Here is a 17,969-nt window from a genome sequence, read left to right as displayed (position 1 = left end):
AATGGTGAGTGACTACCCGACACTCTGCGGCCAAGACGATATCGGCACAGAACGTGCGTTATGAAGCATTATCCGGTCTTACAGGCGGGAAAAGGGCGCGGCAGAGCCGCGCCAGGGGAGATTACAGGTAACGGTTTTCCAAATGCTGACGGAAGTAGCGTGGGTTGAGCGCTTCGCCGGTCGCGTTGGCGATCAGCGTCTCGGTCGGGAAACGGCTGCCGTGGCGCCAGATGTTGTGCTGCAACCAGTGGAACAGCGGCTGCAGGTTGCCGGCGGCGATATCCTCGTTCAGCGAAGGCAACGCCTGACGCACGCTGTGGAACAGCTGCGCGGCGTACATCGCGCCGAGCGTATACGTCGGGAAGTAGCCGAAAGCGCCGTCGGTCCAGTGAATATCCTGCATGCAGCCGTTGCGGTAATTGCCGATGGTGTCGAGGCCGAGGTAAGCATGCATCTTCTCATTCCACAGCGCCGGAATGTCTTCCACTTCGACCTCGCCTTCGATCAGCGCTTTTTCAATCTCGTAGCGCAGGATGACGTGGGCAGGATAGCTCACCTCGTCGGCGTCGACGCGGATCAGGCCCGGTTTAACGCGCTGGTTGAGGCGAATGAAGTTGGCTTCTTCCAGCGCCGGCTGTTCACCAAACTGCGCAGTGACCAGCGGGCGCAAGATTTTCAGGAATTCATTGCCGCGTGCCAGCTGCATTTCGAACAGCAGGCTCTGCGATTCGTGGATGGCGGTGGAGCGGGCCAGGGCGACCGGCTGGCCGAGCAGATCGCGCGGCAGATTCTGCTCGTAGCGGGCGTGGCCGGTCTCGTGCACGATGCCGAGCAGCGCGGTCAAAAACTCTTTCTCGTTGTAGCGCGTGGTGATGCGCACATCTTCCGGCACGCCGCCGCAGAATGGGTGGGCGCTGACGTCGACGCGGCCGTTGTCGAAGTTGAAACCGAGCAGCTTCATCACGCTGAGGCTCAGCTGGCGCTGGGTGTCCACATTGAACGGCCCCTGAGGCGTCTGGCAAGCTTCATTGGCCTGTTTGGCCACCACGCGCTGCAGCAGATCCGGCAGCCAGGTTTTCAGATCGCCGAAGATGCGGTCGAGATCGCTGCTGCGCATGCCCGGTTCATACAGGTTGAGCAGGGCGTCGTAACGGCTGGTGCCGGCCGCCTGTGCGCGGATCTGCGCTTCTTCCCGACTCAGCTTGACCACCTCGCGCAGGTTCTCGGCGAAGCCGTCCCAGTCGTTGGCCGGGCGCTGGGCGCGCCAGGCGTGTTCGCAGCGCGCGCCGGCGAGCGACTTGGCTTCGACCAGCGACGCCGGCAACAGCACGGCGTCTTCATATTGGCGGCGCATTTCGCGCAGGTTGGCGCGATCGAGTTCGTCCAGCGTCTCTTGCTGCGCGCGATCCAACAGCGCGCCGGTGCTTTGTGCCGTTAAAATCTGGTGCTGCAGCACGCTCAGCTCGGCCAACGCTTCGGAGCGCGCCTTGCTGCCGCCCGGCGGCATCATGGTTTGCATGTCCCAACCGGCGATGGCGGACAGGTGGCCGAAACGCGACAGCCGGCTGAACAGGGCGCGCAGGTGATCGTAAGCAGACGTGTTGGAATGTGCAGATGTCATTATTATTCGGCTCCAATGAGAAGGTCCGGCGGCATTACGCCAGATCGGCTTTTAAACTGAATGTCGGCTTCACCGGCCAGCAGAAACGGAAGCTGGCGCCGCCGAGCGAACTGCCTTCGACGAACACCTGTCCCTGGTAGGCGACGGCGATGGAATGGACGATGGCCAGCCCCAACCCGCAGCCGCCGGTAGCGCGATCGCGGCTGGGGTCGAGACGGACGAAAGGTTCAAACACCCGTTCGCGTTCTTCCGGCGGAATACCCGGCCCGTCATCCTCGACCTGCAAGCAGGCGAGGTCGCCGTCAAACCACAGGCCAACGCGCAGGCGCTGTTCGGAATAGCGCAGCGCGTTGTTGACCAGGTTGTCGAGCACGCGCTCCATCAGGCGCAGATCGACGCCGCCAAAGTCGCCGACGTGCGGGATATCGAGCTGGATGTCGCGTTCCTGATGAATAAGACGGATATCATCGACCTTGTCCTCGAGCCACTTTGGCAGATCGATGGGTTCAATGTTTAACGCAACCTGCGGACGGTCCAGACGGGCATAGGTCAGCAGCTCGTCGATCAGTGACTCCAACTGGCCAATATCGCGGTTCAGCGCCTGCTGCTCGCTTTCAGACAGGTTATCGCTCATTTCGAGCCGGTAACGCAGGCGCACCAGCGGCGTGCGCAGTTCGTGCGCGATGCCGTCGATCAGCTGTTTCTTGCTGGCGATCAGGGTGTTGACGTTGTCGGCCATCTGGTTGAACGCCACGCCGAGCCGGCTCAGGCTGGAGGTGGGATCGAAGTGGGTGCGTTCATCCAGATGCCCGGCGCCGAGCCGCTGGGCGGCGTTTTCCAGCTTGAGCAGGTCTTGCCAGTGCGGCCGCATCCACAGAAACACCGGCAGCGCCAGCGACATGCCGATAAACACCAGCAACACCAGATCCAGCAGGCGCATCTGGTGCAGATAGAACAGATAAGGAATGGGACCGACCACCAACACGTAGTGGCTGCGCGGAATGCGCTGCATAAAGGTGTACTGATCGTCGAGGGCGATGATTTCCCCCAGCCGCAGCCGTTTTTTCAAATCCTCGCTCAGCTCCTGTTTGCCGAGCGGTTCGATATGCAGCTTGAACGACAGGTTGAGATCCAGCGTGGCGATGGTCTTGTTCCAGTCTTTCAGCGGGATTTCGCGCAGCTCGCTGCGCATCAGGTACAGCGAACTTTTCATCAGATCGTCCATCGACTGGCGGCCGGCGCGCTCGGCGGTCACCTTGTACACCAGGCCGACCAGCATCGCCATCACCAGAAAACAGACGAACAGCAGCAGGAAGAACTGGACGAAAAGTTTTCTCATTGTTGCACCGATGCCCAGGCGTTAGGGGCGAACAGATAGCCTTTATTGCGCACGGTCTTGATGCGGAACGGCTCCAGCGCGTTGTCGTACAGCTTGCGACGCAGGCGGGAGATCGCCACGTCGATGCTGCGGTCCATGCCGTCATAGCTCACGCCGCGCAGGTTTTGCAGCAGCGCCTCGCGATCCATGATCTGCCCGGCGTGGGTCGCCAGCTCCCACAGCAGATCGAAATCCGAGGTGGACAGCGTGACAGTTTCTTCGCCCAGCGTGACCTGCCGGTTGACCGGATCGATGCACAATAGCCCGAAATGCAGCGCGTTGTGCTGGGTGAGCGGCTGAACCGACTCTTCTTTCGGCTGTTGGCTGTGTTGGCGCAGGTGTAAACGCAGGCGTGCCAGCAACACCGCCGGCGGCGTGGTTTTCAGGATATAGTCGTTGGCGCCCATCTCCAGCGACAGGATATGGTTCATGTCGCTGTCGAGCGAGGTGAGCAGCACGATCGGGCCGGGGAAGGTGGGGCGCAGATCGCGGCACAGCGTCATGCCGTCTTTGCCGGGCAGCATGATGTCCAGCAGCACCAAATCGGGTTGCTCGCGCTCGATGCGCGCTTGCGCGCTGTCGCCGCGCGGCTCGATCAGCACCTCGATGTCGTGTTTGCCCAGATAGGCGGCGATCAGCTTGCCGACTTCAGGATCGTCTTCCACAAAAACAATTTTATGCATATGCCCGTGTTTTAATAATAAAAGCGGATTTCAGCATAGCGCGGCCCGCAGGGATGCGCCATGCGGATCTTTGCCTCAGCGCAGCGGCCGCCCGCCGTCGACGCCGTGGGTGCGGCCGGTCACGTAGCGGCTCTCCAGCAGGTAGTTCACCAGATTCACCACTTCGCTCTCGCCCGGCGCGACCTTCATCAGCGACTTCGCCAGCGCCTGCTGGCGATAGGCTTCATCGTCGCCCGCATTGAAGATGATCAGCGCCGGCGCAATGGCGTTGACCTTGACCTCCGGCGCCAGCTTGCGGGCAAACGATCGGGTCATATTGTCCAGCGCGGCCTTGCTGGCGGCGTAGGCGATGTGTTTGTCGCTGCCTTTTTCCACCACGTAGTCGGTCAGATGGATGATATCGGCGCCGGCCTGGCCCTGGCCGGTCAGGCAGGATTCGAGCAGCTGATTGAGCAAATAGGGCGTGTAGACGTGAATTTGCAGCATCGCCGCCATCACCTGCTCCGGCGGGACCTCCGGCGACTCGGCCTGCCAGGCGCTGGCGTTATGGATCATCGCGCGCAGTTTGGGGGCCACCTGCCGCACCTGGTCGGCGAAACGGTAGATGCCTTCGTGCGTGGAAAAGTCGCCCTGAATGCAGCAGGCGCCCAAGGCTTTCAACTCGGCCATCGCCGGATATTCGCTGCGGTAGGCGATGATGACGGGAACGCCGCGTTCGAGAAACGCTCTGGCGAGCGCCAGCCCGATGCGCCGCGCGCCGCCGGTAATCAGCACCGGGGCAGAGTTGGGGTGTTCCATTGATTAAAGCTCCTGGACAGACTGGCAAACAATAGGGGAATTATGCCATCATACGGCGGAAAGTCGTTAAAGCTTCGCATGATTATCCATTTCTGGATGTAAGATCCCCAATGCATTTCAGGTTGCCGTCCGGCGGCGGCTTGAAAGACCACGGGTTAACACTGGCCATGAGAGGAATAAGGGGATGAACAGCAATCACCTTGCATCCATCGCGCGCAGTGAGAAAATCTGTTTCGACTACATGGATTTTCTGTCCGCATCGTGCAGGAAGCACTGGCGCTTTGTTGATGCTATTTATGGTGTGATGCCGATCTTCGGCATGGTGTTGAAATCGCGCGTGACCACGTCACAAACGCGCAAAGAGCAGTTGAAAGAGCTGGCGCTGCAGGTAGTGTCGACGCAGGTCAGCGATGAAACCAATATCGTGCGCCTGATTGACCTGGCGCAGCAGCAGGGCCTGACGGTGTTTGATATTCAGCTGCCCTATGCGCTGGAAGCGCAACAGCTGGCGGCCATTCAGAAAGAGTGCGCGGAAGGCATCGCGATTGCCCTGGTGGGTGAGCGTATGACCGTCACCATTCCCTCTAAAAGCTGACCGGGAATCAACCCGGCCGCCCGTTCATGGTTAGGCAATTGACCTCGCGCGATAGCCTAACCATGAACGTGATATTCCGCGCCGCGTAGCGCTCGGCCTCTAAAGCCGGGTCCCGGCATTGGGGCCGGAGCGCAGGGTATAAATACTGTCTATATGAATCAGCACCGCGTATTTCGGCGGCTTCATTCCATTTTTTTCTGCAAATGCCAGCGCATCGTCAAACGGCTTGCCCGCCAGGAACAGTTCCGGGGTGCCGACGAAGCGGTAACCGTCCAGCGCCTCGCGATCGATGACCACGACGGCCATTTTCGATCCTTCCCTGATATTTTGCAGCGTCTGGCCACCGGTATTTTCGTTGTAAATCAGCGTACGGTCATCATAGAGGCGCAGAGAACGCTTGGGGCCGATATCGGGCACGCCGCTCGGGCTGCTGGTTGCCTGCACAGGCAGCTGTTTGGCCAGCATTTTCTTCATGTCGTCATTCAATTCATTCATTGGCAGATTGTCCCTCAGGTCGTGGTGTCGTTGTTAATGCACGGTGGCGGAATGGTTTGCCGAGGGTGCGCAGACGCTGGTTTCCGGCAGCCGGTGCTCGCGCAGCACCTGCAGCGTCTCTATTCGGAAACGCAGCAGGTGCCGTTCGGCGACCTGCTGCATCTGTTCGCACAGCGAGGTATCGTCCATCACCTGCTCGATGGCGAGCCGGGCCTGATGCACGTGCGGCTCAACGCCGCGCAGGGGCTTTTGCCGCAGGCGCAGATGGGTCATGTTGTTGAACGTGACGATCAGCGCGGCAAGGGCAGACTCGAAAATATTCAGTGCTTCAAATCTGGCGGCATAGTCCGCATTCAGCCAGGGTTTCTCGGCGAGGATCGCCTGAGCGACATCCAGCGCCTGCTGATAGTGCGTCATTGCCAGGCGATCGCGCCGCTGATTGAATTCCGTGTTGCCCTCGGCGATCAACGCTTCCCAGGCGGCAAACAAGGGTAATGCGTGCAGCAGTTTCTCAGCCATGAAATGCCTTCCATTTTCAGCCAGTCTTCATCCGCCACCTGACGCTTTTCGCCAGGGGCACTCGCGTCTTACCGTTAATACTTAGATGATAATGATAATTAATTGCATTTAAGATCGCAAGCGTGGAAATTGACCGATCAACAGCGGGGAGAGAGGTAAAAAGTGGAAAGAGGGGAAGCGAAATGCGGCTGACGGGCAGCCGCATTGGCAGGCGATGTTAGTGCAGCATAAACCAGCCGGCAGGCAGCGTGGCCACCAGCAGCAAGAAGATGCTGCTCTTTTCCAGGCGGTTGAGCAGATTGATATCCCGATGGCCGCGACGGGCATACATGAACACCAATAGCCCTGGCGCATACAGCAGCACTGACATCAGCAGGTGCATCAGCCCGGACGCGTACAACAGCCACAAACCATAGACGCAGGCACCGGTCGCGGCGAAGATCAGGCGCTTGTCGCGGCGGCGATAAGCCACCTTGAACAGAAACGCGCCGACCAGGAAGTAAGGCACCAGGATCATTTCTGAAGCGATGGTCAACAGCGAGTTGTAGTTGCTGCCGGTCAGCCAGATCAGCACCAGCGCCAGCTGCACCGCGATGTTGGTCAGCCACAGCGAAGAGGACGGGGCGTGATGGCGGTTCTGCTTGCCGAACACGCGCGGAAACGCGCCGTGCTGCGCGGCCAGCAGCGGCACTTCCGCCGCCATGATGGTCCAGCTCAGGTAGGCGCCGCACACGGAAATGATCAGGCCGGCGGCAATGATCACGTCCCCCCACGGGCCGATCAGTTCCACCATCAGTACCGCCATCGACGGGTTGCGCATGTCGGCCAGTTCGCTGCGCGGCACCACGCCCAGCGACAGCAGCGTGACCATCAGATACACCGCCAGCGCCGACAGCACCGCCAGCATGGTGGCGCGGCCTACGTCTTTCTTATTGCGGGCGCGGGCGGAAACTACCACGGCGCCTTCCACGCCGATAAACACCCACAGGGTGATCAGCATGGTGTCCTTGACCTGTTCCCACACCGGCTTGCCGAGGGCGATACCTTTGAAATCCAGCGTGAATACGTCCATTTTAAAGGCGATCGCCGCCAGAACGGCGAACATTCCCAATGGAAGCAGCTTGGCGAGGGTGGCCGCCAGATTGATGCTGGCGGCAGTTTGCACGCCGCGCAGCACCAGCGCATGCACGATCCACAGCAGGGCGGATTCGGCGATCAGCGCCTGCCAGGTATTGCCGTCACCGAGAATAACGTTGCCGCCGCGATCGGTGAAAATACTCAGCGCCGCGAACACGATCACCAGATACGAGACGTTGGCGATCACGGCGCACAGCCAGTAACCCCAGGCGGAGCAGAAGCCCATCAGCTCGCCGAACCCTTCTTTGGCGTAGGTGAAGATGCCACCGTCCAGATCCGGACGCAAACGCGTAAGCAACAGCATGGCGAACGCCAAAAACAGAATGCCGACGCCAGTGATCCCCCAACCCAGCAGCAGCGCGGCGGGGCTGGCGACCTGCGCCATGTTTTGCGGCAGACTGAACACGCCGGCGCCCAGCATTGAGCTGAGCACCAAAGCGGTTAGCGCGGTAAGACCGAGTTTTTTTTCCAATGACGGATCCTGAAAGCAGAATAAACAACTGGAAGGGAACTGCTTGGCGGCAACAATGTATTAACAACCACTGCGCGAATAGACAATAGCCCTAAAAATTGGCGCAAATTCTACGGAGGGATGCTTAGAGATGCAATGATTGAATATGCGGAATTTACAAAAAACTATTCAACGAGTGGTGAAAAGAATGGCAATAAAAACGGGCAGCTCAAGGGCTGCCCGATGGTAAACCGAAAAGCGGGTTTTATTTGAACAGATCGGCGCTGACGGTCAGGTTGCCGCCGCTCTTGTTCTGCCATTGGCGAGTGACGTGATAGTACTTGGCGCCTTTCTCGGCCGCGCGTTTCGCCACTTCGGTGGACACGTCGGTCATACTGTTGAAGTGGCCGGTGAAGGTGACGGAATCGAACGGCACCATCTGCGCGGCGGTCACGTTGTTCACTTCCTGGATTTTGGTGCCGTTAGGCAGCGTGACGGTATAGCGCTGGCCGGTAGAGGACTGGGTTTCGAAGAAACGGCCCACTTCGCGGCTTGGCGAACCGGAAGACGCGACGCCAGGAATTTCGACTTTTGCTGCAGCGGCACCGCCGGCGGCCAGTGCGGCGCGGCCGGCGTCAGAATCGGCCGGAATGGCATCCGGGCTCTGCACGCGGCGTTTTGGCGCATCGGCCTTATAGATGTAGGCGGTAACGAACTGGTTGCCGCCGGAGTTGGCGTCAACCTGGCGCACGATGAAGAACGAGGCCGCGCCTTTTTTCTTCGCTTCTTTGGAGATGGCGTCGTTGATGTCCGGCTGGCTGCGGTAGAAACCGCTGACGCTCACGGTATCGTAAGGCTCCAGCAGATAGGCTTCCTCTTTAGGCAGTTCGTTCACGCCGTTAAATACGCGGTATTTTGGTGTTTTGCTCACTTCTGGCGCATCTTTATGATAAAGGTCTGCGGTGACGCGCCAGTTGCCGCCGTTGTTGCTGTTGTTGCTGTCCTGGATATAGAAGGAATCGGCACCCAGTTTGTCTGCACGGCGGGATACGGCGTCGACGGCTTCATTGATGGCATTGAAGCGGCCGGTAATCGTGATGCGATCAAACGGCTTCAGCGCCGCTGCTTTCTCAGGAGTTAACTCTTGCGCCGCATGAGCAGACAGCGCGGTGAGTGATAACAAGGCTGACGCGATGATCGTGGTCTTCAGCTTCATAAAAAATCCTTTCGCCTAGCGCATTAACGTTTATAACGTACTGAACTGTTTAAGTGTAATTCAGCCGTCGATTATTACATGTAATTCTGAAAACTGTCTCAGCATTTTATGTTATCCCGTGCGACAAATCGCCGACGGTGACACGGGTCGCACGGATGGCGCCATCGTCATAAGTTTCCATAATAAAGGCTCTGGTGTCATTAATGTTAATTATTCACAAAATGATAACTTTTATGCTTCTTCGCCGCGCGTGGCCATAAATCGTTACGCCGGGCGTAAACCTCTTGTCACGCAGAATATGCTGTTCTGTATGGATTTTTTCACGGTAAATTGCGATTTGTCATATCACGCGCGGCATTTTTATGTAAAAACAGAGCTGAATGCGTAAGCAATTATGGATCATCGACCTTATTTTCAGTAGGTTATAGTTGGCGTCTGAAATCAGTGTGGGCAAGTTAACCCCTCGCTCGCCGGCGGCGTCATGCTATGGGCAGGAAAATAATAAACATCATCCAAGACAGGTGAGAAGGGAACATTATGCGTATTGGTGTACCAAGAGAGCGGTTGGCCAATGAAGCCCGGGTCGCAGCCACGCCGAAAACGGTGGAACAACTGCTGAAGCTGGGTTTTACCGTCGCGATTGAACGCGGGGCGGGCAAACTGGCCAGTTTTGAGGACGTCGCCTACGAAGCCGCAGGCGCGGCACTGGTCGACGAAAGCGAAGTGTGGCAGTCGGATTTGATCCTGAAAGTCAATGCGCCGCAAGACGACGAGATCGCCTTGATGCGCGAAGGCAGCACGCTGGTCAGCTTTATCTGGCCGGCGCAAAACCCCGAATTGATGGCCAAGCTGGCGGCGCGCAACGTCACCGCGCTGGCGATGGACTCGGTGCCGCGCATCTCGCGCGCCCAGTCGATGGATGCGCTGAGCTCGATGGCCAACATCGCCGGCTACCGCGCGATCGTCGAAGCGGCGCATGAGTTCGGCCGTTTCTTCACCGGCCAGATCACTGCCGCCGGCAAAGTGCCGCCGGCCAAGGTGATGATTATCGGGGCCGGCGTGGCCGGCCTGGCGGCGATCGGCGCGGCGGGCAGCCTCGGTGCCATCGTGCGCGCCTTCGATACCCGCCCGGAAGTGAAAGAGCAGGTGCAGAGCATGGGCGCGGAATTCCTCGAGCTGGATTTTGAAGAGGAAGCGGGCAGCGGCGACGGTTACGCCAAAGTGATGTCTGAAGCCTTTATCAAGGCCGAGATGGCGCTGTTCGCCGCGCAGGCGGCGGAGGTGGATATCATCGTCACCACCGCGCTGATCCCGGGTAAACCGGCGCCGAAACTGATCACCAAAGAGATGGTGGCATCGATGAAACCGGGCAGCGTGATCGTCGATCTGGCGGCGCAAACCGGCGGCAACTGCGAACTGACGGTGGCCGACACCATTAGCGTGACCGACAACGGCGTGAAAATCATCGGCTATACCGACCTGCCGAGCCGCTTGCCGACCCAATCTTCGCAGCTTTACGGCACCAACCTGGTCAACCTGCTGAAGCTGCTGTCGAAAGAGAAAAACGGCGAGATCGACATTGATTTCGACGATACGGTAATCCGCGGCGTTACCGTGGTGCGCAGCGGTGAAATCACCTGGCCGGCGCCGCCGATCCAGGTCTCCGCCCAGCCGAAAGCGGCGCCCGCCGCCGCACCGGTCGCCAAACCTGAAGCCAAACCGACCTCGCCGTGGCTGAAGTACGGCCTGATGGCCCTGGCGATCCTGCTGTTCGGCTGGCTGGCGGATGCGGCGCCGAAAGAGTTCCTGTCGCACTTTACCGTGTTCGCGCTGGCCTGCGTGGTCGGTTACTACGTGGTCTGGAACGTCAGCCATGCGCTGCATACCCCGTTGATGTCGGTCACCAATGCGATCTCAGGGATTATCGTGGTCGGTGCGCTGTTGCAGATCGGCCATGGTGGCTGGGTGAGTTTCCTCTCCTTTATCGCCGTGCTGATCGCCAGCATCAATATTTTCGGTGGGTTCACCGTCACTCAGCGCATGCTGAAGATGTTCCGCAAGAACTAAGGGGTAACAAATGTCTGGAGGATTGGTTACAGCTGCATACATTGTTGCCGCTATTTTGTTTATTTTCAGCCTGGCGGGCCTGTCGCGCCATGAAACGTCGAAGCAGGGCAACCTGTTCGGCGTCGCCGGTATGGCGATCGCGCTGATCGCCACCATTCTGGGGCCGGATTCCGGCAACGTCGGCTGGATCATCATCGCCATGATCATCGGCGGCTCGATCGGCGTCTATCTGGCCAAGAAGGTCGAGATGACCGAAATGCCGGAACTGGTGGCGGTGCTGCACAGCTTCGTTGGCCTGGCCGCGGTGCTGGTCGGCTTCAACAGCTACCTGGATCACGGCGCACCGATGGAGCCGGTGATGGCGAATATCCATCTGACCGAAGTGTTCCTCGGCATCTTTATCGGTGCGGTGACCTTCACCGGCTCGATCGTCGCCTTCGGCAAGCTGCGCGGCATCATCTCTTCCAAGCCGCTGATGCTGCCGAACCGCCACAAGCTGAATTTGGCGGCGCTGGTGATCTCGTTCCTGCTGCTGGTGGCGTTCGTGCGTACCGACAGCGTGGGCTGGCAGGTGGTGACGCTGCTGCTGATGACGGCGATCGCACTGGCGTTCGGCTGGCATCTGGTGGCCTCGATCGGCGGCGCGGACATGCCGGTGGTGGTGTCGATGCTCAACTCCTATTCGGGGTGGGCGGCGGCCGCGGCGGGCTTCATGCTGAGCAACGATCTGCTGATCGTCACCGGCGCGCTGGTGGGCTCTTCGGGTGCGATCCTGTCTTACATCATGTGCAAGGCGATGAACCGCTCGTTTATCAGCGTGATCGCCGGCGGTTTCGGCAGTGACGGTTCGTCCACCGGCGACGCCGAAGAGATGGGCGAATACCGTGAAACCACGGCGGAAGAGGTGGCCGAGCAGCTGAAGAACTCCACCTCGGTGATCATCACCCCGGGTTACGGCATGGCGGTGGCGCAGGCGCAATATCCGGTGGCGGAAATCACCGAGAAACTGCGGGCGCGCGGCGTGAAGGTGCGCTTCGGCATTCACCCGGTCGCGGGGCGTTTGCCGGGCCACATGAACGTGCTGCTGGCGGAGGCGAAGGTGCCGTACGACGTGGTGCTGGAGATGGATGAAATCAACGAAGATTTCCCGGATACCGACACCGTGCTGGTGATTGGCGCCAACGACACGGTGAACCCGGCGGCGCTGGAAGATCCGCGCAGCCCGATCGCCGGCATGCCGGTATTGGAAGTGTGGAAGGCGCAGAACGTGATCGCGTTTAAACGCTCGATGAACACCGGCTACGCCGGCGTGCAGAACCCGCTGTTCTTCAAGGAGAACACCCAGATGCTGTTCGGCGACGCCAAAGACAGCGTGGAAGCGATTCTGCGGGCATTGCAGAAGTAGTTGAGCAACCAAAAAAACGGGCCGCTTATTAGCGGCCCGTTTTTTTATGCGCGAGGGTTAATCTTCGTCGTCGTGCTCATCGTCTTCATCCGCCTCGATCGGGCAGTTGAAGTTCTCCGGCTTAATCACCAGCAGATCGCATTTCAGATGGTCGATCACATGTTCCGCGGTGTTGCCGATAAAGGCCGCCGAAATGCCGGTGCGGCCCAGGGTGCCCAGAACCACCACGCCGGCCTGCAGGTGTTCGGCCAGATCGGGGATCACCTCTTCCGGCAGGCCTTTTTCCACGTGGGTGAACTCTTCCTTAATGCAGAATTTCTGCCGCAGCGCCTTCATGGCGATCAGATGCTGGCCGCGGATGGCGTCGTTGTAGACGCTCGGATCGAAATCGGGTAGCTCGATGGCGATGTTGATCGGGGTGACAGGATAGGCGCCAACCAGGTGAACCTCGGTCTGGTTGACGTTTTCCGCCAGTTCGACGGTTTCTTGCACCAGTTTGATATTGAGCGGGTCGTGATAGGGTTCTTCGCTGGCCAGATTGACCGCCACCAGCGCTTTTCCGCCTTCCGGCCAGGGCTGGTCTTTTACCATCCACACCGGGCAAGGGCATTTGCGCAGCAGGTGCCAGTCGGTGGGGGTGAAGATCACCGATTCCAGCCGATCGTGCTGGTGCGCCATTTTCAGCAGCAGGTCATGCTGGCCTGAAAGCACTTCCTGAATGATGGCTTCGAAGGGGCGGTTATGCCAGACCACTTTGATTTCGATCGGCACGCCGTCGTTGAGATAGAAGCGGCACTGCTCGTTGATCCAGGCGGCGCGTTGGCTGATCACACCTTGCCGCATCGCCGTTCTTTCGTCCGGGGAGAGCAGGGTCGTCATTTCGTAAGAGAAGTCATAAATGGGCAGGAAGGCTTTGATGCGCCCGCCGTTCCGTTTCACCAGGTACACGGCGCGGCGCAATGCCGGCTGATCGTCCTGATTGGGGTCAATAGCCACCAGAAGATTCTGATACTTCGCCATAGGGCCTCCTTACAGCTGAAATCAACAGTCTGTTAATTTACAGAGTAACCCAACATTGAAAAACAGAACAACAACAGAAGCGTGCCGGATCAACAATTTCGGTGAAATGTTGATCCGGCAGGGGAATCAGGCGTTGACGGTCACGTTGATGCGTGGCGTACCGGCCAGCACCGACAGGGCGTCGGCGTTTTCGATGGTGATGTATTTGCCTTTCACGCTGAGGATTTCGCTTTTCTGGAAGCGGCCCAGCAGGCGGCTGATGGTTTCCACCGTCAGGCCGAGGTAGTTGCCGATGTCGCCGCGGGTCATGGTCAACCGGAACTCGCGCGGCGAGAAGCCACGCTCCGCAAAGCGGCGCGACAGGTTGTAAACGAACGCCGCCAGGCGCTCTTCGGCGTTTTTCTTCGACAGCAGCAGGATCATGTCCTGGTCGCCTTTGATCTCGCCGCTCATCAGCCGCATGATCTGCTGACGCAGATTAGGCATTTTGCCGGACAGGTCATCGAGGGTTTCGAACGGGATCTCGCACACCATCGAGGTTTCCAGCGCCTGAGCGAAGCTCGGGTGCTTCAGGCCGCCGATGGCGTCGAAGCCCACCAGATCGCCCGCCAGGTGGAAGCCAGTGATCTGCTCGTCGCCTTGCTCGGTGATGGTGTAGCTTTTGATGGTCCCGGAACGGATCGCGTACAGCGACTTCAGCTCGTCGCCGGCCTTGAACAGGGTCTGGCCTTTCTGGATGGGCTTTTTCCTCTCGATAATGTTGTCGAGCTGGTCCAGCTCGTGGGCATTAAGGGTGAAAGGAATGCACAGCTGGCTGATGCTGCAGTCCTGGCAATGGATCGCACAACCACCAGACTGGATACGACGAATCACGCGTTTTTCCGGGATCATAGATTACGCTCATTCAATAATTGATATGAGTCAATTTTAACATCTTTTGCTGCAGCTGATAAGGGTGGCATTAGCATGAATAGGGGTATTGTGTGCGAATTTTGCGCACACATGCCGCCGATTATTCTGTATCGGACTGAAGTTATGAGTATTATTTGTGACTTATGCGTTTTATTCACACAGGTTATTGATAGTGCCAAAGCGGGCACGAGCGCGGCGTAGAGCAACGTGCTTTATTAAGCAGCGCCAAACAATGGCGCTGGATGAGCTCATCGCCGCGGCTACAGCAAACTTTTCGGTAGGTAACCTTCGTGCTGCAGCAGCCACTGCTTGCGCTGTACGCCGCCGGCATAGCCGGTCAGCGCGCCCTGCGAACCGATCACCCGGTGGCAGGGCACCACGATGCTGATCGGATTTGAACCGTTGGCCATGCCGACTGCGCGCGAGGCGGTCGGACGACCGATGCGTTGCGCCAGTTGGCCGTAGGTCAGGATCTCGCCGCAGGGGATTTGGCGCAGCTGTTGCCACACGGTGCGTTGGAACTCGGTGCCGGCGGTCATCACCGGCAACCGATCGATAATGCCCAGTTCACCGGCGAAATAGCGTTGCATCGCGTCGGTCAGCCCGCTGGGATCGCGCTGCTCGCGCAGGGTGAAGCGATCGGCGCGGTAGTGGGTATTCAGCAGCTTCATCAGGCGCGCTTCGTGATCGGTCCAGTCAATCGCCCGCAGGCGCCCCTGTTCATCGGCAATCAGCACCAGTTCTCCCACCGGCGTGGCGGTACGATCAATCAAAAAAGTCTGCATCTGGATCACTCCTCGGTTTGGTGTGGCGATTATCGCATGAAAGCGGGGGAAGCGATGGCGGATTTCGGACATGCTGATGGGCAACCGCAGGGCTGCCCTAATAGCCGGCTCAGGGTAAGCCGGGGAGTCATTGCACGTTAAATTTATAAAATAAATTTATAAGTCACCAAGGCAAGTTGTGTCTTGTTTATTATTTCATCAGACATTAACGCTTTGGCGTCACTTATAGCTGATGGTCACGCGCTTTAAATGGGGATCGTTATTTACTATTTCGCTAGTGACGGCAGAGACTAATTCTTTTGGCATCGCTTTTAACGAAGAGGAAATATACCCGTTCTGATATTCCGTCACTTTACCGAAGCAGTTGGAGATAAGCTGTTCATCCTGATGTGTGATGGTGCAGGCCGGGGTGGTAATGGCGCCGGTGAAGCGCACGACACCGGAGGAGACCGGGCTGCCGGAAAGCGGTTTTGCTTGCAGAGCGAAGGGCAGAATGACCAATGCGCTTAATACAGCTAAGTAATGGTTCATACGCTGTTCCTCTTAGAGTGAAAAATACTGCCAATTAAAAAACAAGCACGCTTGTTTTCATCAAATAAGCTATTTCGCCTGGCGAAATAAAAACGAATGGGCAAAATTCCTACTGCCTGCATCCAATGAATTTGATAATAGGGAGGTAGGGTGAGCAAAACCATGATTTGGATCATAGTGAAGAGCGGTTAATGGTTTTCGGCGCGGGCAGGGTAAAAGGCTGTGATCGCTCTCTCAGGAAAGCAGGGCATGGCGGGATGTTTTCGCCCCCGTGGTGCGGCCGCAGAAACCGGGGGCGAGAGCGGGCTTACAGCATGCCGCTGCTGCCACAGATGCGGATCTTTTCCGCCACCACTTCTTTCATCGCCAGCTTGCCGGGGACGATGTATTTGCGCGGGTCGTTGGCATCCGGGTGCTGTGAAAAGTAGCTTTTCACCGCATCGGCGAAGGCGATTTTCAATTCGGTGGCGACGTTGACCTTGCAGACGCCGAGCGAGATCGCGCGCTTGACCATTGCTTCCGGAATGCCGGAGGCACCGTGCAGCACCAGGGGCACGTCCACCTGTTCGCGGATCAGCGCCAGGCGCTCGAAGTCCAGCTTCGGCTCGCCGTGATACAGGCCGTGGGCGGAACCGATCGCCACCGCCAGCGAATCGATGCCGGTGGCGGCGACGAACTCGCGTGCCGCCACCGGGTCGGTATAGAAGCTGTCCGCCGTATCGACGATCAGATCGTCTTCCTGCCCGCCCAGGCGGCCCAGTTCTGCCTCCACGCTGGCGCCATAGCGGTGGCACAGGGCCACTGCGGCGGCCACCTTGGCGATATTCTGCTCGAACGGCAGATGGGAACCGTCGATCATCACCGAGCGGATGCCGCTTTTCACCTTGTGCTCGATGTCGTCCAGCGCTTCGTGATGATCCAGATGCAGCGCCAGCGGCAGATCGTAGCGGTGCGCGGCCGATTGGCAAATGCCGATCAGGTAGTCGGTTCCGGCGTAGCTGAAGGTGCCGGGCGTGCCGGCCATGATCACTGGTGAGCGCAGCTCGGCGGCGGTTTCCGCCACCACCTGCACGGTTTCCAGATTGTGGACATTAAACGCCGGGACGGCGTAACCCTGGCGCTGCGCCTTGAGCAGCATTTCTCGGTTGGCTATCAGATACATGGGATCTCCTTACAGCTCTGGGGAAGGAAAACGGTAAATCGTCACGCCTTTCACCACCCGGTTGACCTCGCCGGTCGGGCAAGGGTTGTCCGGGGTCAACCCCAGCGCCAGCGAACTCTCGAAGGCCAGCATCTGGGTGAACAGCAGGTACGGGAACAGCAGCCAGATATCGTCAGCCGCGTCGTGCATATGCAGCAGGGCATCGGACAGGGGTTGGCGTTCGCCGGTCAAACCGACCAACTGCATCGCCAGCCCGTCGCGCTGCAGTTCGTTCCACAGATCGCGGTCATACTGGCGGGCATAGTCGCCGTGGGAGAACATCAGCACCACCAACGTCTGGCCGTCGACCATGAATTTCGGACCGTGGCGCAGGCCGAGCGGCGAGTCGTAGCGCGTAACGATGCGCCCGGCGGTCAGCTCCAGCATCTTGAGCGAGGCCTCTTCCGCCAGGCCGGTAAAGCAGCTGCCGCCGAGGGTGATATAGCGGCGGAAACCGCTGGCGGCCAGCGCCTTTACCTGTGGCTGCAGCGTTTCGCGCAGCGCGCGGCAGCGCTGCACCATGGCGTTTAACGGCGCCTGAGCGGCCTCGAGCGAAAGCGGGCCGAGCAGCAGCGCGGCGCTCAGCATCATGCAGCTGAAGCTGGAGGTCATGGCGAAGCTCTGATCGTTGGAGCCTTGCGGCATCACCAGCGAACAGACGTTGTCGCGCCGATGCGCATACTGCGCCAGCTTGCTGTCCGGGTTGCAGACCAGCATCAGGTGGTAGCTTTCCGGCAGCAGTTGGTCGGCCAGCTCCACCGTCGCCACGCTTTCCGGGCTGTTGCCCGAGCGGGCGAAGGAGACCAGCAGCGTCGGCCGCTCAGGATCGAGATACTGCCGCGGGTTGGCGACAATATCGGTGGTGCCGTAGGCCGCCACGTCGCGGCCGGTTTGTTCGCGCAGCCAGGGTGCCAGGGCGCGGCCGGCGAACGCCGAGCTGCCGGCGCCGCACAGCACGATTTGCAGGCGCGGATTGGCCAGCAGCGGCGCCAGGAACGGCTGCCACTGCGCCTGTTGATCCTGCAATTGCCGGTGCAGCGCGGCCCACAGATCCGGCTGCTGCCAAATCTCTGCGGCGGTGTGCCAGGCGTTGCGCTGCTTCAGCCAATCCGCCTCGTAAGAGAAATACGCGTTCATGATGACAACTCCTTAAAA

The 17,969-nt window shown here is 59.1% G+C and carries 17 protein-coding genes; 3 read left to right on the top strand and 14 right to left on the bottom strand.

Features of this window, described 5'->3' with window-relative positions; genetic code table 11:
- Window positions 1-121: 121 nt before the first annotated feature.
- From QDT79_RS16935 to folM, 4 genes are all read right to left on the bottom strand, one after another.
- Window positions 122-1,621 (bottom strand): carboxypeptidase M32, encoded by a 1,500-nt coding sequence (locus tag QDT79_RS16935; protein WP_063989992.1) that lies wholly within the window; start codon window positions 1,619-1,621, stop codon window positions 122-124.
- Window positions 1,622-1,655: 34 nt separating this feature from the next.
- Window positions 1,656-2,960: a two-component system sensor histidine kinase RstB gene (gene rstB / locus QDT79_RS16930; protein ID WP_019452643.1), complete on the bottom strand. Its 1,305-nt coding sequence runs from the start codon at window positions 2,958-2,960 to the stop codon at window positions 1,656-1,658.
- Window positions 2,957-3,682, bottom strand: a complete 726-nt coding sequence (rstA, locus tag QDT79_RS16925) for a two-component system response regulator RstA (protein ID WP_049198289.1) — start codon at window positions 3,680-3,682, stop codon at window positions 2,957-2,959. The genes rstB and rstA overlap by 4 nt, the downstream gene beginning before the upstream one ends.
- Window positions 3,683-3,757: 75 nt before the next feature.
- Entirely contained in the window at window positions 3,758-4,480 is a 723-nt protein-coding gene (gene folM, locus QDT79_RS16920; RefSeq protein WP_063989991.1) for a dihydromonapterin reductase, read from the bottom strand.
- 184 nt (window positions 4,481-4,664) lie between these two features.
- On the opposite strand from folM, the gene QDT79_RS16915 reads away from it, so the two are divergent.
- Entirely contained in the window at window positions 4,665-5,075 is a 411-nt protein-coding gene (locus QDT79_RS16915; protein WP_033634653.1) for a hypothetical protein, read from the top strand.
- A 99-nt stretch (window positions 5,076-5,174) separates the two neighbouring features.
- Here QDT79_RS16915 and QDT79_RS16910 read toward each other — a convergent pair whose 3' ends face one another.
- The 4 genes from QDT79_RS16910 to ydgH all read right to left on the bottom strand — a co-directional run bounded on the left by QDT79_RS16910 (window position 5,175) and on the right by ydgH (window position 8,893).
- A complete protein-coding gene (locus QDT79_RS16910; RefSeq protein WP_253718986.1) occupies window positions 5,175-5,549 on the bottom strand; it encodes a pyridoxamine 5'-phosphate oxidase family protein in 375 nt (124 codons plus the stop codon).
- A 54-nt stretch (window positions 5,550-5,603) separates the two neighbouring features.
- Entirely contained in the window at window positions 5,604-6,089 is a 486-nt protein-coding gene (locus QDT79_RS16905) for a DUF2753 family protein (RefSeq protein WP_063989990.1), read from the bottom strand.
- 217 nt (window positions 6,090-6,306) lie between these two features.
- Entirely contained in the window at window positions 6,307-7,698 is a 1,392-nt protein-coding gene (locus tag QDT79_RS16900; RefSeq protein WP_063989989.1) for an amino acid permease, read from the bottom strand.
- Between the two features lie 244 nt (window positions 7,699-7,942).
- Window positions 7,943-8,893 carry a DUF1471 family protein YdgH gene (ydgH, locus tag QDT79_RS16895; RefSeq protein ID WP_004938291.1) on the bottom strand — a complete coding sequence of 317 codons (951 nt, stop codon included), beginning with the start codon at window positions 8,891-8,893 and terminating at the stop codon, window positions 7,943-7,945.
- 537 nt (window positions 8,894-9,430) lie between these two features.
- Here ydgH and pntA point away from each other — a divergent pair.
- Complete coding sequence (gene pntA, locus QDT79_RS16890) at window positions 9,431-10,960, top strand: Re/Si-specific NAD(P)(+) transhydrogenase subunit alpha (protein WP_063989988.1); 1,530 nt, start codon at window positions 9,431-9,433, stop codon at window positions 10,958-10,960.
- Window positions 10,961-10,970: 10 nt separating this feature from the next.
- The gene (pntB, locus tag QDT79_RS16885; RefSeq protein ID WP_049198296.1) at window positions 10,971-12,365 is read left to right on the top strand and encodes a Re/Si-specific NAD(P)(+) transhydrogenase subunit beta; all 1,395 of its coding nucleotides are present in this window, start codon (window positions 10,971-10,973) and stop codon (window positions 12,363-12,365) included.
- 57 nt (window positions 12,366-12,422) lie between these two features.
- Here pntB and uspE read toward each other — a convergent pair whose 3' ends face one another.
- The 6 genes from uspE to QDT79_RS16855 form a co-directional block, all read right to left on the bottom strand.
- Window positions 12,423-13,385 carry a universal stress protein UspE gene (gene uspE, locus QDT79_RS16880; RefSeq protein ID WP_063989987.1) on the bottom strand — a complete coding sequence of 321 codons (963 nt, stop codon included), beginning with the start codon at window positions 13,383-13,385 and terminating at the stop codon, window positions 12,423-12,425.
- Window positions 13,386-13,511: 126 nt separating this feature from the next.
- Complete coding sequence (fnr, locus tag QDT79_RS16875) at window positions 13,512-14,276, bottom strand: fumarate/nitrate reduction transcriptional regulator Fnr (protein ID WP_004938278.1); 765 nt, start codon at window positions 14,274-14,276, stop codon at window positions 13,512-13,514.
- A 281-nt stretch (window positions 14,277-14,557) separates the two neighbouring features.
- On the bottom strand, window positions 14,558-15,082 hold the full coding sequence (gene ogt / locus QDT79_RS16870) for a methylated-DNA--[protein]-cysteine S-methyltransferase (RefSeq protein ID WP_063989986.1): 525 nt from the start codon (window positions 15,080-15,082) through the stop codon (window positions 14,558-14,560).
- 219 nt (window positions 15,083-15,301) lie between these two features.
- Window positions 15,302-15,613 (bottom strand): YmdA family protein, encoded by a 312-nt coding sequence (locus tag QDT79_RS16865; RefSeq protein ID WP_308316804.1) that lies wholly within the window; start codon window positions 15,611-15,613, stop codon window positions 15,302-15,304.
- Between the two features lie 307 nt (window positions 15,614-15,920).
- Window positions 15,921-16,775 carry a tagatose bisphosphate family class II aldolase gene (locus tag QDT79_RS16860; protein WP_063989984.1) on the bottom strand — a complete coding sequence of 285 codons (855 nt, stop codon included), beginning with the start codon at window positions 16,773-16,775 and terminating at the stop codon, window positions 15,921-15,923.
- A gap of 9 nt (window positions 16,776-16,784) precedes the next feature.
- Window positions 16,785-17,951, bottom strand: a complete 1,167-nt coding sequence (locus tag QDT79_RS16855) for an SIS domain-containing protein (protein ID WP_063989983.1) — start codon at window positions 17,949-17,951, stop codon at window positions 16,785-16,787.
- Window positions 17,952-17,969: the final 18 nt, after the last annotated feature.

This window comes from Serratia marcescens (assembly GCF_029846115.1).
GTDB lineage: Bacteria > Pseudomonadota > Gammaproteobacteria > Enterobacterales > Enterobacteriaceae > Serratia > Serratia marcescens_L.
This window is presented reverse-complemented; position numbering and strand designations above follow the sequence as displayed.

Coding starts and splice junctions, on each gene's coding strand:
- QDT79_RS16935 (WP_063989992.1), bottom strand. CDS start 1,621: ATGACATCTGCACATTCCAACACGTCTGCTTACGATCACCTGCGCGCC.
- rstB (WP_019452643.1), bottom strand. CDS start 2,960: ATGAGAAAACTTTTCGTCCAGTTCTTCCTGCTGCTGTTCGTCTGTTTT.
- rstA (WP_049198289.1), bottom strand. CDS start 3,682: ATGCATAAAATTGTTTTTGTGGAAGACGATCCTGAAGTCGGCAAGCTG.
- folM (WP_063989991.1), bottom strand. CDS start 4,480: ATGGAACACCCCAACTCTGCCCCGGTGCTGATTACCGGCGGCGCGCGG.
- QDT79_RS16915 (WP_033634653.1), top strand. CDS start 4,665: ATGAACAGCAATCACCTTGCATCCATCGCGCGCAGTGAGAAAATCTGT.
- QDT79_RS16910 (WP_253718986.1), bottom strand. CDS start 5,549: ATGAAGAAAATGCTGGCCAAACAGCTGCCTGTGCAGGCAACCAGCAGC.
- QDT79_RS16905 (WP_063989990.1), bottom strand. CDS start 6,089: ATGGCTGAGAAACTGCTGCACGCATTACCCTTGTTTGCCGCCTGGGAA.
- ydgH (WP_004938291.1), bottom strand. CDS start 8,893: ATGAAGCTGAAGACCACGATCATCGCGTCAGCCTTGTTATCACTCACC.
- pntA (WP_063989988.1), top strand. CDS start 9,431: ATGCGTATTGGTGTACCAAGAGAGCGGTTGGCCAATGAAGCCCGGGTC.
- pntB (WP_049198296.1), top strand. CDS start 10,971: ATGTCTGGAGGATTGGTTACAGCTGCATACATTGTTGCCGCTATTTTG.
- uspE (WP_063989987.1), bottom strand. CDS start 13,385: ATGGCGAAGTATCAGAATCTTCTGGTGGCTATTGACCCCAATCAGGAC.
- fnr (WP_004938278.1), bottom strand. CDS start 14,276: ATGATCCCGGAAAAACGCGTGATTCGTCGTATCCAGTCTGGTGGTTGT.
- ogt (WP_063989986.1), bottom strand. CDS start 15,082: ATGCAGACTTTTTTGATTGATCGTACCGCCACGCCGGTGGGAGAACTG.
- QDT79_RS16865 (WP_308316804.1), bottom strand. CDS start 15,613: ATGAACCATTACTTAGCTGTATTAAGCGCATTGGTCATTCTGCCCTTC.
- QDT79_RS16860 (WP_063989984.1), bottom strand. CDS start 16,775: ATGTATCTGATAGCCAACCGAGAAATGCTGCTCAAGGCGCAGCGCCAG.
- QDT79_RS16855 (WP_063989983.1), bottom strand. CDS start 17,951: ATGAACGCGTATTTCTCTTACGAGGCGGATTGGCTGAAGCAGCGCAAC.